Raw genomic sequence first — 15,252 nt, forward strand, 5'->3', positions numbered from 1 at the left:
GTTCGTAAAATTTCTATAATTCCTTATTTTATTAAGTTTCCTTATTTTTGTATATTTGTAAAATATCCCTTTGTTATGCAAGAAACCTATATTCAAACTCGAGAAATCTCCTTTGAGGATTTTAAAAAAAACATATTAGAAGATTATAAACTGGGTAGAATTTCGCGCGAAATGTCCTATTTAGGAAGACGCGAAGTCTTAACTGGAAAAGCAAAATTCGGAATTTTTGGCGACGGAAAAGAATTACCGCAACTGGCGATGGCGAAAGTTTTCAAAAATGGTGATTTCCGATCCGGTTATTATCGCGATCAAACATTCGCTTTAGCGATTAATGCAGTCTCCGTTGAAAGTTTCTTCGCTCAGTTATACGCTGATACAAGTATTGAACGCGAACCGGCTTCTGCGGGACGACAAATGAACGGTCATTACGCAACCCGTAGTTTAAATGAAGATGGTAGCTGGAAAGATTTAATGAATCAAAAAAACATTTCTTCTGATATTTCTCCAACAGCAGGACAAATGCCTAGATTACTTGGACTTGCCTTGGCTTCGAAAGTTTATAAATCGGTAAAATTTGAAGGTTCAGAAAAATTTTCCAGTAATGGAAACGAAGTTGCTTTTGGAACAATCGGCGATGCATCAACGGCAGAAGGACATTTCTGGGAAACATTAAACGCAGCTTGCGCTTTGCAGGTTCCTATGATCACTTCAATTTGGGATGATGGTTACGGAATTTCAGTTCCTACACAAAACCAAAGAGCAAAAGCTGATATTGCAGAAATGCTGTCAGGTTTTCAAAGAAACGAAGGAGAAAATCAAGGTTGTGAAATTATTCAGGTGAAAGCCTGGGATTATCCTGCACTATTAGATGCTTATGCTAAAGCTGAACATTTTGCCCGAACTGAAAGCGTACCTGTAGTTGTTCACGTGATTGAAGTGACCCAACCTCAAGGACATTCAACTTCGGGTTCACACGAAAGATATAAAAATGAAGAGCGTTTAAAATGGGAAGGTGAATTCGACGGATTATTGAAATTCAGAGAATGGGTTCTTAATTATTCTATAGAGATTGAAGGTCAGGAACAACAATTAGCAACAGTTGAAGAACTGGAAAAAATTGAATCTGAAGCAAAAAAATACGTTAAAGAAGATCAGAAAAAAGCCTGGGAAAATTATCAGAAAACGATTCAAGATCTAAAAGCTGCAATTCTTCCGTTGGTTCAAAATTTGAAAGGTCAAAATACAGAAATTGCTTCTGAATTAGAAAAATTCAATACAATAATAACTGTAGCTAAAAAAGATATTTTTCATTTGGTGCGAAAGTCTTTAATGGCAACGAGAACCAATCGGACTTCAGAAAGACAAGATCTTCAAAATAAATACGAAGAACTTTTCGCAGTTGAAAAAGACAATTACTCCTCTCACTTATATTCGCAATCTGAATGGAAAGCCACCAATATTAAAGAAATTGCGCCAATTTATTCCGATGCTTCAGAAACCGTTGATGGTAGAGTAGTCGTTCGAAATAATTTTGATAAAATTTTTGAAAATAATCCTGAATGTTTAATTTTTGGTGAAGACGCCGGAAATATAGGTGACGTGAATCAAGGACTGGAAGGTCTTCAGGAAAAATATGGTGAATTAAGAATTGCAGATACTGGAATTCGGGAAGCTACGATTCTTGGACAGGGAATTGGAATGGCGATGCGTGGATTAAGACCCATTGCAGAAATTCAGTACCTGGATTATATTTTATATTGTCTGCAAGGAATGAGCGATGATTTGGCGACTGTTCAATACAGAACGAAAGGGGGACAAAAAGCACCATTAATTATCAGAACTCGTGGTCACCGATTAGAGGGAATCTGGCATTCTGGTTCACCAATGGCGGGAATTCTTAATTTATCGAAAGGGATTTTAGTTCTTGTTCCAAGGAATTTAACAAAAGCTGCAGGATTTTATAATACCATGTTAAAATCCGATGATCCAGCTTTAATTATTGAATGTTTGAACGGATATCGTTTAAAAGAAAAGCAACCTGATAATTTAGGAGAATTTACAGTTCCTGTCGGAAAAATTGAAGTTACTAAAGAAGGTTCAGATGTTACTCTTGTCACTTACGGTTCAACGTGGAGATTGGTCATGGAAGCAGCTCAGGAATTAGAAAAAATCGGCATCTCCGCAGAAGTGATCGATATTCAATCTTTAATTCCATTTGATTTAAGTCATGAGATCGCGGAAAGTATTAAGATAACAAACAGATTAGTCGTGATCGATGAAGATGTTGAAGGAGGTGCAACTGCATTTATTTTACAGCAGATCTTAGAAAAACAAAAAGCATTCAGATATTTAGATTCCGATCCATTAACTATTTCTGCAGAAAATCACCGTCCACCGTATGGAAGTGATGGCGATTATTTCAGTAAACCTAGTGTTGATGATATGGTAGAAAAAATTTACGCATTATTTACAGAAACAAACCCGGAGAAATTTCCGAAGATCTAATAGTTTAAACTCACTTTGTCAAAGTTTAAATCTTTGACAAAGTTTTTTAAGGATCAACCCTTTCAGCCTTTAATAGGCTGAAAGGGTTTTTTAATCAGCACAAGATTAAAATTAATATTTACGTAGATTCAATAGGAGCGGGCTTTAGCCCTCTTTATTTCGTTAACCAAATAAATGGCTTTAGCCAAAACCTATCTTCCAAATTTAATTTCCGAAGTAAATAAATCCAATTATTTAAAATAAACTTTCATTAATTACTGAAAGTTCAATAATATTTATTATCTTTGTATTAGAAATTTAAACCAATCGAAATGAAACTCGCAGAAGCCAAAGAACAATATATCCAAACCTGGGGAACTTTCGCCACCAATTGGGGAATTAACAGAACAATGGCTCAAGTCCACGCATTACTGTTAGCAAGCGGAAAAGCACTGTCCACAGACGAAGTAATGGAGGAACTTCAGATTTCCCGAGGAAATGCGAATACCAATCTCCGGGCCTTAATGGATTGGGGAATTGTAAAAAAAGAATTGGTTAAAGGAGAACGTAAAGAATATTTCTCCGCAGATAAAGATGTTTGGTTTCTTTTTAAACAAATTACCAAAGAGCGCAGAAAAAGAGAAATTGAACCGATCATTACTTTTTTAGCAGAGTTAAAGGAAATCGAAGACAACGATTCCGAAGAAGCACAAGAATTTATAAAACTCATGAATGATTTCGGAAACGTTACCAGCAAAATAAATAATATAATGGATTTGGCGATCAAGAGCGACGAACACTGGCTCGTTGGAAAGATCACTAATCTTTTAAAAAAATAAGAAGGGAAGAAATTCCTTTTTTATTTCCCTGATAGTTTCATTAATTACTGAAAGTATAAAAAATTAAATAAAATGAAAAATATAATTTTTAACTGGTTCTTCCATTTTTTCTTTAAAAATTCCAAAAGAACAAAATCTGATTTTCTTCCATTTTAAAATTCTTAATCATGAAAAATCTCGCCAACCACAGTTTACTTTACGACAAAGATTGTCCAATGTGCAATGCTTATTCCAGTGCATTTATCAAGTGTGGAATGTTAGGAAAAGAAGGTAGGGAAAATTTTTCTGACATGTCAGAAAATAATAAACTGATCATTGATTACGATCGTGCTAAAAATGAAATTGCACTCATCAATCATCAAAATAATGAGGTTGCGTATGGTTTAGACAGTTTGTTGTTGATTATAGGAAATTCATTTCCTTTCCTGGAAAAAGTCGGACGTCTTCAACCCGTTTATTGGTTTTTTAAAAAATTATATTCTCTAATTTCATACAACCGTAAAGTGATCGTTCCGTCTTCAAAAATAATTGATGAAAAATCCTGTGTACCAAGCTTTAATTTAAGATACAGAGTTTTATATCTTATTTTCGCAACGCTATTTTCTTCCTTTATCTTTGGGAAATTTTTAAGTCAAACTTTCTCTGGAAATTTACTTACCGAAAAAGTATTTTTATTAATGATGGCTTTAATCTTTTGGCAAACGCTTTTTAAAAAAGGGTTTTCAAAAGAAAAGTACTTTGAATATATCGGAAATTTCATGACTGTCATTTTAATTTCAGCTTTGATCACAATTCCTGTTTTATATTTAAATTTTACAATCGAATCAACTTATTATTTTGCTGCTTTTCTATTACTTTTTATAATTTTTGAAAATTTTAGACGGTCCAGAATATTGCAACTCGGCTCTAAATCAACAATATCATTAGTCTTATTTTACTTATTCGTTATCGTTTTTAGTGCTGTGGAAAGTTTCTATTAATTGCTAAAAAGTTTTAAAATATATAATCAATCAAAAATATATCAAGATGAAAATTATAATCGCAGGTGGAGCCGGATTTTTAGGCAAGGAATTAAAGCGTTTTTTCCTTTCAAAAAACAGCGAAGTAAAAATCCTCACAAGAAATTCAAAAAATAAAAACGACATTTACTGGGACGGACGAACAGTTGGAGATTGGAAAACTGATTTAGATAACGCCGATGTCCTCATTAATCTTGCGGGAAAATCTGTCGATTGCCGCTACACCGAAAAAAATAAAAAAGAGATTTTATCTTCCAGAATTGAAAGTACGAAAGTTTTGCAGGAGGCGATCGATCAATGCGAAAATCCACCAAAAATTTGGTTGAATGCGAGTTCCGCGACAATCTACATTCATTCAGAATCCAATTTGCATACCGAAGAAGACGGAATTATTGGAGATGATTTTTCGATGAATATCTGCAAACAATGGGAAGCAGAATTCTTCAAAAAAGAGAATAAGAATGTTCGCAAAGTTGCGCTGAGAACTTCCATTGTTTTGGGTAAAAACGGTGGTGCTTTTCCAAAATTTGTCCAGATCTCTAATTTAGGTTTAGGCGGAGCACAAGGAAAAGGAAATCAATTGATGAGCTGGATTCACATCGAAGATTTCTGTAAAGCAATAGCATTTATTATTGATAATGAAAACATTAAGGGTTCGATAAATGTAACCGCTCCAAATACTTTGCCGAACAAAGAAATGATGACTTTACTCCGCAAAAAAGTAAAAGCTCCATTCGGAATTCCGGCTCCGGTTTGGCTTCTGGAAATCGCTGCAATTTTTATCAAAACAGAAACGGAATTGATGTTAAAAAGTAGAAATGTATTTCCTCAAAAATTAATAGATGCCGGTTTTGAATTTAGCAATCCGAACTTTAACAAAGCCTTGGAAACTCTCATTTAAACCTCAAAAAATTTCCGTAAATTCGCATCAAATTTTTAAATAATGAACTACGATATTATTGTCATCGGAAGTGGTCCCGGTGGATACGTTACGGCAATCAGAGCCGCACAATTAGGTTTTAAAACTGCAATTATTGAAAAAGAAAGTCTGGGCGGAATTTGCCTGAACTGGGGTTGTATCCCAACCAAAGCATTGTTGAAATCTGCGCACGTTTTTAAATATTTACAGCAAGCCGAACAATACGGTTTAAATAAAGTAGAAAATCCAGGTTTTGATTTCACAAAAGTGATCCAGAGAAGTAGAGGCGTTGCAAGCAAAATGAGTGGTGGAATCGCTTTCCTGATGAAGAAAAATAAGATCGATGTCATCATGGGAACTGCAACCATCCAAAAAGGAAAGAAAGTTTCTGTAGTTGATAAAGACGGAAAATCAACCGAATATTCCGCAGAAAATATCATTATCGCAACCGGAGCACGTTCTCGTGAATTGCCAAATATTCCTCAAGATGGAAAAAAAATAATTGGTTACCGTCAAGCGATGGTTCTTCCAGAGCAGCCGAAATCGATGATCGTTGTTGGTTCAGGTGCGATCGGAATTGAGTTTGCTGATTTTTATAATACGATGGGAACCAAAGTGACCGTTGTTGAATTCATGCCAAACATTCTTCCTGTGGAAGACGAAGACTCTTCAAAACACGTTGAGAAATCTTTGAAAAAAGCAGGGATCGAGATTATGACCAACGCTTCCGTAGAATCAGTTGATACTTCCGGGAACGGTGTAAAAGCTACCGTGAAAACTGCCACTGGAAACATTATTTTAGAAGCAGACATTTTACTTTCAGCAGTTGGGATCGCTTCCAATATTGAAGGTCAAGGTTTCGAAGAAGTAGGAATTCAGACTGATAAAGGAAAAGTTTTGGTGAACGAATGGTACGAAACTTCTGTTCCGGGCTATTACGCGATCGGTGATATTTTGCCAACGCAAGCTTTAGCGCACGTCGCGTCTGCGGAAGGAATTACCTGTGTTGAAAAGATCAAAGGACTTCACGTAGAAAAAATCGATTACGGCAATGTTCCGGGATGCACGTATTGTCATCCGGAAGTCGCGTCTGTTGGTTTGACCGAGAAGCAAGCGAAGGAAAAAGGTTACGAACTGAAAGTAGGAAAGTTCCCGTTCTCAGCTTCCGGAAAAGCAACAGCAAACGGCGATACCGATGGTTTCATCAAAGTAATTTTCGATGCGAAATACGGCGAATGGCTCGGTTGTCATATGGTCGGCGACGGCGTTACCGATATGATCGCAGAAGCAGTTGTAGCGCGTAAATTAGAAACAACAGGTCACGAAGTATTGAAATCAATTCACCCGCATCCAACCATCTCAGAAGCAGTGATGGAAGCAGTTGCCGCCGCTTATGGCGAAGTGATTCACATTTAAAATATTCGAAATATTGATATAGAAAACTCCAGTGATTAGCTGGAGTTTTTTTATCGGGGCAATCTCGTCCTTAAAGACGAGACCTTCCGTTCCCGCTTTTTTGTAATTGCGAGCATAGCGAAGCAGTCCGTTGAAAGATATCGAAGTCGCAATTACAAAAAGAGCTCCACTCAAGTCGGGTTGCAAGTGGGAACTTCTAAATAAATCTCAATATAATTTATGGAACTTGCGTATATTTGAGAGTTATGTGTAATACTAACCAAAAATAGATATGAAAATAAAAAAAATATTATTCAGCATATTAACCGCTCTTGTTTTAATTATATCAATATTCCTTTATATGAATAGGGATAAATTTGTCTATGTAGGTTCAGTAGATATTATTGAAGTCGATTGCAGCAAAAAAGTTCAAATCTTGAGCGAAGTTTTAGAAAGTGACCAGCGTATAAGAAGATCAAATGACTTTATCAAATTCGCTAAAGAAGATCATAGGAATCAAGAATTAGTGATTAGCATTGTTGAAAAGTGTGGTATGCCAACATTAAAGGAGGTAGGTCAAAAACAAATGGATGCAATCTGGTTGGGACTTCAACATAGTACTAAAGAAATCAGAAAAAAGTATTTTCCGCAAATAGAGAAAGCGGTTGAAAGTGGAGACTTATCTAAACAACAATACGCATTGATGAAAGATAGGATTTTAATGGACGAAGGAAAACCCCAAACATATGGTTCACAAATAGAAAAAGGTAAATTGTATAAATTAGATAATCCTGAAACTGTGAACGAAAGAAGAAAAGAAATGGGAATGGGACCAATAGAGGATTATTTAAAGAATTTCAATATTCAGTTTAATCCGAATTAAAATACTACATATAACACGACATTCCTATTAGCGGGTCCGAAGTTTCTATCATAAAGGTTTTCGCTAATTGTTCAATTTTTTATATTTACAAATAGTTGTTATAAAAAGTCCTCGCCAAAACAAATACCCAAACGTTACGACATTCTAAATCAACGTTCGTGAAAAATTAACCTGCACAAAAAAATGCTGAAAAAACTGCTGCTTCTTTTAATTCTTTCTTCCGCATTGAAATCCTGTAAAAACCTTTCAGAAAACCAAAAAAGAACAGAAATTCAAAAATCAGAACAGAAAAAAATCACAGAAATTAATAGAAATATAGACAGCCTTCAAAATGTTGGTCAATATGCTGATAGCGACGATATGCTATTTGATATTGCAGGAAATTACACTCTTACAAAAGATGAAGTCACCGATTGTAAATTTTTCCTCTCCCTGTTTTTCAAAAACGGCATTTTAAAATACGAGATGCAAATCAATACGCAAAAACATTCCGGTAATGTGGAAATTGTGTTAAACGAAAAGGCAGACGGTTATTATATTACTTTCAAAGATATCGAATGGAGTGAATATTTAGGCGCAATTGACACTGAAGGAACAAATTCCGAAGAAGATTTAGAATTGCCAAAAGATATACAAGGCGTTTTATACAAAGATGAAATAACCATCCAAAACTCTGGAAATGCAATGAATTATTATGTAAAATTTGCTGAATGCGATCTGAAGTATATTCATTTAATTAAATAAATTTGGTTGCAAACAGAATAACGGTTTCTAAATTATTAAGTACAATAGCACAAGTTGATGGCGCGGATTTTCAATCCGTGTTTCTCAACAAAGCTTTGTCTCCCAATAATTTAACATCAAAAATAAATTTATAATATCAACATGTGGTACATTTGTATAAACAAAAACCATAAGATGAAAACTACACTTTTATTATTGTTAGCTTTAATAAGCTACAGCGGAATGACAGCGCAGACTTCCGATGCAGATTTGAAACAGATTATCCAAAAACAGGAAGATGACTGGAATAAAAATGATATGAAAGCATTTTCAAATGCTTTCAGTGAAGATGCGACTTTGATAAATTTCCTGGGAATGTATTGGAAAGGCAGAGAAACCATTATTAATCAATTTTCTCAAATTAACGAATGTTGCATTAAGCCAACCTCAGTTAAATTTGAATTGATTGACAGTAAGATTATTAATGAAAATGCTGCAGTGGCTCATATAAAAGAATCATTAACAGCAAAAAATGACTACAATGTTCCGGGAGGCATTGTAAAGAAAGGAAATGTTGATCATAAATATATTACGACCGTACTCGAAAAGAAAGATAAAATCTGGAAAATTATTTCAATGCAGGTAACTCTAATAAGTCCACCACCGAAACAATAGAAATTCAGCTACTTCTTGTCCGTGATTTCCCCAACCCTTTTTCGATAGCGCCGATTTCCAGTCCAACCCGATAGCGCGGATTTCAATCCGTGCTTTTCTCCGCGAGCGACGAGCCAAATTTGCAAACTGAATTATTTTAACATTTACCATCATTGTTAAAACATATCAGCAACACGATCAAACAAATACGATTTATTTCTATCTTCGAATCATTAATTAAACCCTTAAATATTCATTATGAAATTAGTAAAAACAATTTGTGCATTTTTAGTAGTAGGAGTGATCGCTACTTCATGTCAGAAAAAAGCAGAACAGTCTACAAGCATGACAGATTCAACAGCAGTAGCAATGGATTCTACAAAAACGGATTCCGCAGCGGTAGTTGAAACTCCAAACATCGTAGGCGTGGCTTCTGCAAATGCAGATTTCTCAACGCTTGTATCTGCAGTAAAAGCAGCAGGATTAGTAGAAACGCTAAGTGGAGCAGGACCTTTCACGGTATTCGCACCAACCAACGCTGCATTTAATAAACTTCCTGCAGGAACGGTTGATGGTTTATTGAAACCGGAAAATCTTGCTAAACTGAAATCAGTTTTGACGTACCACGTAGTTGCGGGTAAATTTGATGCTGCAGCAGTAACTGATGCGATCAACAAAAACAAAGGAAAATTCACCGTTACCACTGTTGAAGGCGGTAAGATCGATTTAAGTTTGAAAGATGGCAAAGTGATGCTAACAGATGCAAACGGCGGAACAGCAATGGTTGTAATGGCTGATGTACCTGCTTCTAACGGAGTAATTCATGCAGTTGATACGGTAGTAATGCCTAAATAAGATTTCTAAAATCTCAATTATAAACCGTCGTATTTCTACGACGGTTTTTTTTTGCAAAATAATTTGTTTTGCAAAGTATTTGTAATATGATCACTGTCAAAACGAAAACTTTACCTGCATTTCTATCCTTTAAAAAATTTTTAGATCGTCTAACTCAATTGTGACCAGATATCGCTTATTTATAAACATGATATCGCGAAAATTTAATTCTTGCCGCTGCCTGCAAATAAGCAATCATCAAAATCATACCTACAAATTTTGATTTTTTACTTCTTAAAAATTGCTATCTTAACATCAAGAAAATAAACCAAAAGCTATTAAAAAAATCGCGGCACTTTGTTACGTACATTTTAATAAAGAAAACTAATTTTTTACAATGAAAAATAAAAAGAATCTATCCTTCACTTTTATAATTATTGCGGTCATTTTAGGGGTGACTTTATACAAACAATTCGATTTTGAAAATATGAAATTCGAGAAAACAGGATTAGCGATTGTTTACCTGATTGGATTTGCGATCTCTATATTCGTTTTAATAAAAAATTACAGGAACAGAGCTGCAAAATAAAATTACGTGATCAGATTTTTACAAAATTTTTACTCCCAAAGAATATTCACTGCAAAATTATAGTAGGATAAGCATCTTAAAAAGTTCTAAGAAATCTGCGATTTTCAGCGCACGTTTCTTACTTTTGAGGAACTATTAAAAATGGAAAAATATAATTTAGGTTTGGTTCTTTCCGGAGGCGGTACAAAAGGTCTTGCTCACGCCGGAGTTCTAAAGTTTCTAGCTGAAAAAAACATTAATGCAGATGTTTTGGCGTGTTGCAGTGCCGGTGCAATTGTGGGTGCGCTGTATGCGGCTGGAAAATCAGGCGAAGAAATTTTAGACTTTTTCAAATCGGTTTATTTCTTTAACTGGCGCCATTTTGCCTTCAATAAACCGGGTTTGGTTTCCTCCAATATTTTTTCAAATTATCTGTATCCTGTTTTTAAGGACATGACAATTGGCGATCTTGATATTAATTTGAAAATAATCGCCACAGAACTGGTTTCCGGCGAACAGAAAATATTTGAGGGCAAAGACAGAATTGTAGATGCGGTGATCGCTTCCTGTTCAATTCCAGGGATCACAGTTCCTTACATTGTTGGAAATGAAATGTTCAGCGATGGTGGAGTTTTGAATAATTTTCCTGCAGATATTATTCATCAGGATTGTAAAAAGCTGATCGGTGTTTATGTTTCGCCACCACAAGATGTTGAAATTGGCGATCTTAACACGATCAAAGCCGTAACAACAAGAGCTTATGAATTAATGTCGCATCGCACAGAGATCTATAAATTTTCTTATTGCGACTGGATCATTACGTCTAAAAAACTGGCGAATTATGGCACTTTCGAAAGAAAAGCCAACCGACTCGAAGAAATTTTTGAAATTGGTTATCAGGCTGCAAAAGATTCTTACGAAAGTTTTAGCCTTTAAAAAATATATTTCCAGTAAACTAAGATTCCCACGCATATTGCCGCAAATGACATCAAAACAACTGCTGCTGCGGAAATATCTTTGATGATCTTGACGCGTTCATCAAATTCAGGTTGTACAATATCACATATTTTTTCGGCTGCGGTATTTAAGATTTCCAGACTTAAAACTGCAAAACTGACGATTAAAATTAAAGCGGTATCAGTTGCATTTAATTTCAAGAAAACGATCAAAAATAAATTCAGGATGAGTCCGATAATTTCGAGCTGAAAATTTCTCTCAGATTTCAACATCCAGAAAACACCATGAATTGAATTCAAAAAACTCTTGTAAAAAGGAGGTTTTCTCATTACCAGCTTTTATCGATCATATAAATTAATTGTCCCATTGTAGTGGCTCCTAACAATAATTCTCTGCGATTCACTTTATCAAAAGTATCTTCGTCAGAATGGTGAATATCGAAATATCTCTGAGAATCGGGAACTAATTCTGCCAAAGGAACGCCGAGAGGTTCCATCGGTTCAATATCGGTTCCGGCGTACTGCATATCGAAATTATAAACGCCATAAGGTAAAAATAAATTTTTCCAGGACTGAACTTGCTGTCTTTTTTCGGGGCTCATTACCAAAGCAATTCCACGCGGTGTAAAACCACCACCATCGGTTTCGATCGCGAAAATATGATTTTCATTATTTTTCTTAATATTTTCCGCGTATTTGTTTCCACCTTTCACGCCATTCTCTTCATTGGCAAAACATACAACCCGAATCGTGTGGTTATTTTTTAAACCCATTTTTTTGAAAGCTCGCAGAATTTCGATACTCTGCACAATTCCTGCTCCGTCGTCTTGCGCACCTTCTCCAACATCCCAGGAATCAAGGTGTCCACCAACGACGATCACGCTTTTGTCTTTATTTCCTGTAATTTCTCCGATAACAGAGTGGGAGAGTTTCTCGCCTTTCATCGCACAATTCGAATTGAGTTTTGCAATTACTTTTTGAGTTTTTAAAGTTTTTTCCAGTTCATCGGCACTTTTTGGTCCGATTGCAACAGCGGCGATCTTGAAAGTATCATCTGCATCATATCTCATCATTCCAGTGTGTGGAACATCATCAAACGCAGAAGAAAGTGAGCGAATAATTACGGCTTTTGCACCTCTCTTTCCAGCCCAGGAAGCTGCACTTCTTCTGTATTTTCCGGCATCGCCATAAGCTTGACCTGTAGAAATGAACTTTTGATTAAAGGCATAATTAAAGAATACGATCTTGCCTTTTATAGCAGCATCGGGTAGTTTATCAAAATCTTCTTTGTTTTTTACAAAGACGATCTCAGCTTCCACATTTTTGCCTTTTGTTCCTTCAGAATTACCGAGAGAAAGCATTCTTAAAGGTTTCCACTTTCCATTTTGATCCTTAATTTGAAGAGATTCTTTGCCTCGTTCCCAAACTGGAACCATTACTTCTTCTTTCCAGACTTTATCTGCACCGGCTTCTTTTAATTTTAAAACTGCCCAGTCTGTCGCCTTTTCGTAAGCATCAGAACCGCTTAATCGATGACCGATATTTTTCGTGAGTTGATGCAGATTTTCATACGCAGTTCCGTTGACCAGTATTTCATCGGCAATATTTCTAAACTGTAAAGAATCCTGCTTACTTTGAGAAAATAAAATTCCGCCCAAAAAGAGCGGAAGTATTTTTATAGTTGAATATTTCATAGGTTTTCAAAATTGATAGACCCAAATTTAAAGAAAATAATAAGAATAATTCAAATTATTATTTCATGTCATACATCACCAAAGCTGTTACCAGTTTCGGTTCAATATAAGTGCATTTTGGAGGCATTACTATTTTGTTGTCCGAAACTTTTAGCAAGTCATTAAAACTGATGGGGTAAATTCCAAATCCAACTTTATATTCGCCGGAATCTACATTTTCTTTTAGATCGATAATCCCTTCAACTGCAGAATTTCCTTTGCAATACGTAATTTTATCTGTCGTTTTCGGATCTGTAATTCCCAGAATATTTTTAAAAACAAATTCTTCTAAAAGGAAATGGTCAAGATCATTAAAATCTCCCTGTTTTTTTCTGACATCATGTTTTACATGAAGAGAATAAAATCTTCCACCCAAATACATCGAAATATGGAATTTCTGAGAAGGATAATACGGAGTTTCTCCCTTGTCATGAACTAAAAAAGTTTCTTCTATCTTCTTTAAAAACTCATCTTCAGAAAGTCCGTTGAGATCTTTTAAAAGTCTGTTATAATCATGAATCTTGATGGATTGATTGGATACGATATAACTGAAGACAAAATTATAATGCTCAGTTCCGTTGTGCTTCTTGTTTTTGTCCTGAAGGTTTTTCGCATTCAAAGCAGTAGAGCCGATCCGGTGATGACCATCTGCAATATAAAACGAATCGATCTGTTCGATAACATCTTTAAACTCCTTCATTTTTAAACGATTATCGATGCGCCAAACTTTGTGTCTGGTTCCATGATCATCTAAATAATTGAGTATTGGAACATTTTTTTCTTCGTGATTCATCAACAATTCCACCTTCGGATTAGCGATATAAGTAAGCAGAACAGGTTCTGCCTGAATATTAACTTTTTCTAAATAATAAGCAAGCTTTTCCTTCTTCTGAGTAAGGGTTGATTCATGCTTTTTTATTTTTCCATTCCTGAAATCATCAACGCTTACCAAACCCAAAAGTCCACGAAATACAGATTTATTAGGTAAAAACTGCTCATAAAGATAATAAGAAGAGGGATCCTGAACGACAACTTTATCGTCGAGAAGTTCTTCAAAATTAGTTCGGATCTTTCGAAGGTTGCGATCAACATCTTTAGATTTACTTACCACATAAGGTTTTATCATCTGAATATAAGATGATTCCGTTTGTGCTTTTTTGTTGATCTCTTCCTGAGAAAAATTATCCAGAGGATGAGTGGGAAAAATTTCAACGAAGTCTTCACTTGGTCGAACGCCCCGAAAAGGTTTGAAGATAGGCATTGTGTATTCTATAGTTTCGTTTTAATTGCAATAATTTGATTGGCCAGTTCAGTTCCGATCTTTTCCTGAGCATCTAAAGTATTTCCCCCTAAATGTGGAGAAAGTGATAGATTTGGATTCATCAAAAGTGGAAGTTCGGGAGCGGGTTCATTTTCAAAAACATCTAAAGCAGCACCTGCAACTTTTCCTGATTCAATTGCTTTTAATAGCTCAACCTCATTCAGAACGCCACCTCTAGCAGTATTTACAATAAATACGCCATCTTTCATTTTTTCAAACTGAGGCGCATCTAAAATATATTCTGTCGTTTTTGGCGTGTTGATGCTGATAAATTCGGTGTCTTTCAAAAACTCATCCCAATCCTGAGTAGAGGTAATTTCGAAATCTACATTTTGACCATCGAAAAAGCTTAAAGAAATTTTTTCAGTTTTTGGTTTTCTGGTCAGAACTTTTACATTCATGCCTAAAGAAATTCCCATCTTGATGACTTCTTTCCCGATGCCACCAAAACCAATTACACCAAGATTTTTACCTTCTAATTCTACTGCTTTTGAAAAAGATTTTTTCATGGCAGAAAAATGAGTATCGCCTTCTAATGGCATTAATCGATTGGATTCGTGAAGAAATCGTGCTAAGGAGAAAAAGTGTGCGAAAACCATTTCAGCCACTGATCTTGAAGATGCATTTGGCGTATTGATCACATCAAGGCCTTTTTCTATGGCGTATTCGACATCGATATTATCCATTCCGACACCGCCCCGTCCGATAATTTTCAGACTTGAACAAGCATCAATAATATCTTTTCTAACTTTCGTGGCACTTCTTACTAAAAGAACATCAATTTTATTTTCATTAATAAAATCAACAAGTTGTTCCTGAGAAACTTTGGCATCTATAAATTCGATTCCTGCTTGCAATAAAGCATTTTTTCCTGATTCTGAAATTCCGTCGTTTGCTAAAACCTTCATATTTTATAATTTAACA

General features: G+C 35.3%; 15 protein-coding genes. 11 read left to right on the forward strand and 4 right to left on the reverse strand.

All coding sequences use genetic code 11. The features are described 5' to 3' along the window. Positions 1–75 precede the first annotated feature (75 nt). The 11 genes from IV494_RS02845 (at position 76) to IV494_RS02895 (ending at position 11,254) form a co-directional block, all read left to right on the forward strand. Positions 76–2,505, forward strand: a complete 2,430-nt coding sequence (locus tag IV494_RS02845; protein WP_196078651.1) for a thiamine pyrophosphate-dependent enzyme — start codon at positions 76–78, stop codon at positions 2,503–2,505. Positions 2,506–2,816: 311 nt separating this feature from the next. After that, positions 2,817–3,323 (forward strand): GbsR/MarR family transcriptional regulator, encoded by a 507-nt coding sequence (locus IV494_RS02850; RefSeq protein WP_196078652.1) that lies wholly within the window; start codon positions 2,817–2,819, stop codon positions 3,321–3,323. Positions 3,324–3,490: 167 nt separating this feature from the next. Next, positions 3,491–4,303, forward strand: a complete 813-nt coding sequence (locus IV494_RS02855; RefSeq protein ID WP_196078653.1) for a DCC1-like thiol-disulfide oxidoreductase family protein — start codon at positions 3,491–3,493, stop codon at positions 4,301–4,303. Between the two features lie 46 nt (positions 4,304–4,349). Beyond that, positions 4,350–5,243: a TIGR01777 family oxidoreductase gene (locus IV494_RS02860; RefSeq protein ID WP_196078654.1), complete on the forward strand. Its 894-nt coding sequence runs from the start codon at positions 4,350–4,352 to the stop codon at positions 5,241–5,243. A 42-nt stretch (positions 5,244–5,285) separates the two neighbouring features. Continuing rightward, positions 5,286–6,677, forward strand: coding sequence for a dihydrolipoyl dehydrogenase (gene lpdA, locus IV494_RS02865; protein ID WP_196078655.1), 1,392 nt, complete (start codon positions 5,286–5,288; stop codon positions 6,675–6,677). 271 nt (positions 6,678–6,948) lie between these two features. Next, positions 6,949–7,539, forward strand: a complete 591-nt coding sequence (locus IV494_RS02870; protein WP_196078656.1) for a DUF6624 domain-containing protein — start codon at positions 6,949–6,951, stop codon at positions 7,537–7,539. A 183-nt stretch (positions 7,540–7,722) separates the two neighbouring features. Continuing rightward, the gene (locus tag IV494_RS02875) at positions 7,723–8,283 is read left to right on the forward strand and encodes a hypothetical protein (protein WP_196078657.1); all 561 of its coding nucleotides are present in this window, start codon (positions 7,723–7,725) and stop codon (positions 8,281–8,283) included. Between the two features lie 174 nt (positions 8,284–8,457). Beyond that, positions 8,458–8,937: an SgcJ/EcaC family oxidoreductase gene (locus tag IV494_RS02880; protein ID WP_196078658.1), complete on the forward strand. Its 480-nt coding sequence runs from the start codon at positions 8,458–8,460 to the stop codon at positions 8,935–8,937. Between the two features lie 237 nt (positions 8,938–9,174). After that, on the forward strand, positions 9,175–9,771 hold the full coding sequence (locus IV494_RS02885) for a fasciclin domain-containing protein (RefSeq protein ID WP_196078659.1): 597 nt from the start codon (positions 9,175–9,177) through the stop codon (positions 9,769–9,771). A gap of 376 nt (positions 9,772–10,147) precedes the next feature. Next, positions 10,148–10,339 (forward strand): hypothetical protein, encoded by a 192-nt coding sequence (locus IV494_RS02890; RefSeq protein WP_196078660.1) that lies wholly within the window; start codon positions 10,148–10,150, stop codon positions 10,337–10,339. Positions 10,340–10,480: 141 nt separating this feature from the next. Further along, a complete protein-coding gene (locus IV494_RS02895; RefSeq protein WP_196078661.1) occupies positions 10,481–11,254 on the forward strand; it encodes a patatin-like phospholipase family protein in 774 nt (257 codons plus the stop codon). Here IV494_RS02895 and IV494_RS02900 read toward each other — a convergent pair. The 4 genes from IV494_RS02900 to IV494_RS02915 are packed head-to-tail and all read right to left on the reverse strand — an operon-like array spanning position 11,251 to position 15,236. Further along, positions 11,251–11,604, reverse strand: a complete 354-nt coding sequence (locus IV494_RS02900; protein ID WP_196078662.1) for a diacylglycerol kinase family protein — start codon at positions 11,602–11,604, stop codon at positions 11,251–11,253. The genes IV494_RS02895 and IV494_RS02900 overlap by 4 nt on opposite strands. After that, a complete protein-coding gene (locus IV494_RS02905) occupies positions 11,604–12,968 on the reverse strand; it encodes a M20/M25/M40 family metallo-hydrolase (protein ID WP_196078663.1) in 1,365 nt (454 codons plus the stop codon). Before IV494_RS02905 ends, IV494_RS02900 begins: the two co-directional genes overlap by 1 nt. Before the next feature lie 58 nt (positions 12,969–13,026). Then, positions 13,027–14,268: a DUF1015 domain-containing protein gene (locus IV494_RS02910; RefSeq protein ID WP_196078664.1), complete on the reverse strand. Its 1,242-nt coding sequence runs from the start codon at positions 14,266–14,268 to the stop codon at positions 13,027–13,029. A gap of 8 nt (positions 14,269–14,276) precedes the next feature. Then, positions 14,277–15,236 (reverse strand): D-2-hydroxyacid dehydrogenase, encoded by a 960-nt coding sequence (locus IV494_RS02915; RefSeq protein ID WP_196078665.1) that lies wholly within the window; start codon positions 15,234–15,236, stop codon positions 14,277–14,279. Positions 15,237–15,252: the final 16 nt, after the last annotated feature.

The organism is Kaistella gelatinilytica, from assembly GCF_015679325.1.
In the GTDB taxonomy this organism is placed as follows: Bacteria; Bacteroidota; Bacteroidia; order Flavobacteriales; family Weeksellaceae; genus Kaistella; species Kaistella gelatinilytica.

Coding starts and splice junctions, on each gene's coding strand:
- IV494_RS02890 (WP_196078660.1), top strand. CDS start 10,148: ATGAAAAATAAAAAGAATCTATCCTTCACTTTTATAATTATTGCGGTC.
- IV494_RS02910 (WP_196078664.1), bottom strand. CDS start 14,268: ATGCCTATCTTCAAACCTTTTCGGGGCGTTCGACCAAGTGAAGACTTC.
- IV494_RS02915 (WP_196078665.1), bottom strand. CDS start 15,236: ATGAAGGTTTTAGCAAACGACGGAATTTCAGAATCAGGAAAAAATGCT.
- IV494_RS02895 (WP_196078661.1), top strand. CDS start 10,481: ATGGAAAAATATAATTTAGGTTTGGTTCTTTCCGGAGGCGGTACAAAA.
- IV494_RS02855 (WP_196078653.1), top strand. CDS start 3,491: ATGAAAAATCTCGCCAACCACAGTTTACTTTACGACAAAGATTGTCCA.
- lpdA (WP_196078655.1), top strand. CDS start 5,286: ATGAACTACGATATTATTGTCATCGGAAGTGGTCCCGGTGGATACGTT.
- IV494_RS02885 (WP_196078659.1), top strand. CDS start 9,175: ATGAAATTAGTAAAAACAATTTGTGCATTTTTAGTAGTAGGAGTGATC.
- IV494_RS02845 (WP_196078651.1), top strand. CDS start 76: ATGCAAGAAACCTATATTCAAACTCGAGAAATCTCCTTTGAGGATTTT.
- IV494_RS02880 (WP_196078658.1), top strand. CDS start 8,458: ATGAAAACTACACTTTTATTATTGTTAGCTTTAATAAGCTACAGCGGA.
- IV494_RS02900 (WP_196078662.1), bottom strand. CDS start 11,604: ATGAGAAAACCTCCTTTTTACAAGAGTTTTTTGAATTCAATTCATGGT.
- IV494_RS02860 (WP_196078654.1), top strand. CDS start 4,350: ATGAAAATTATAATCGCAGGTGGAGCCGGATTTTTAGGCAAGGAATTA.
- IV494_RS02850 (WP_196078652.1), top strand. CDS start 2,817: ATGAAACTCGCAGAAGCCAAAGAACAATATATCCAAACCTGGGGAACT.
- IV494_RS02905 (WP_196078663.1), bottom strand. CDS start 12,968: ATGAAATATTCAACTATAAAAATACTTCCGCTCTTTTTGGGCGGAATT.
- IV494_RS02875 (WP_196078657.1), top strand. CDS start 7,723: ATGCTGAAAAAACTGCTGCTTCTTTTAATTCTTTCTTCCGCATTGAAA.
- IV494_RS02870 (WP_196078656.1), top strand. CDS start 6,949: ATGAAAATAAAAAAAATATTATTCAGCATATTAACCGCTCTTGTTTTA.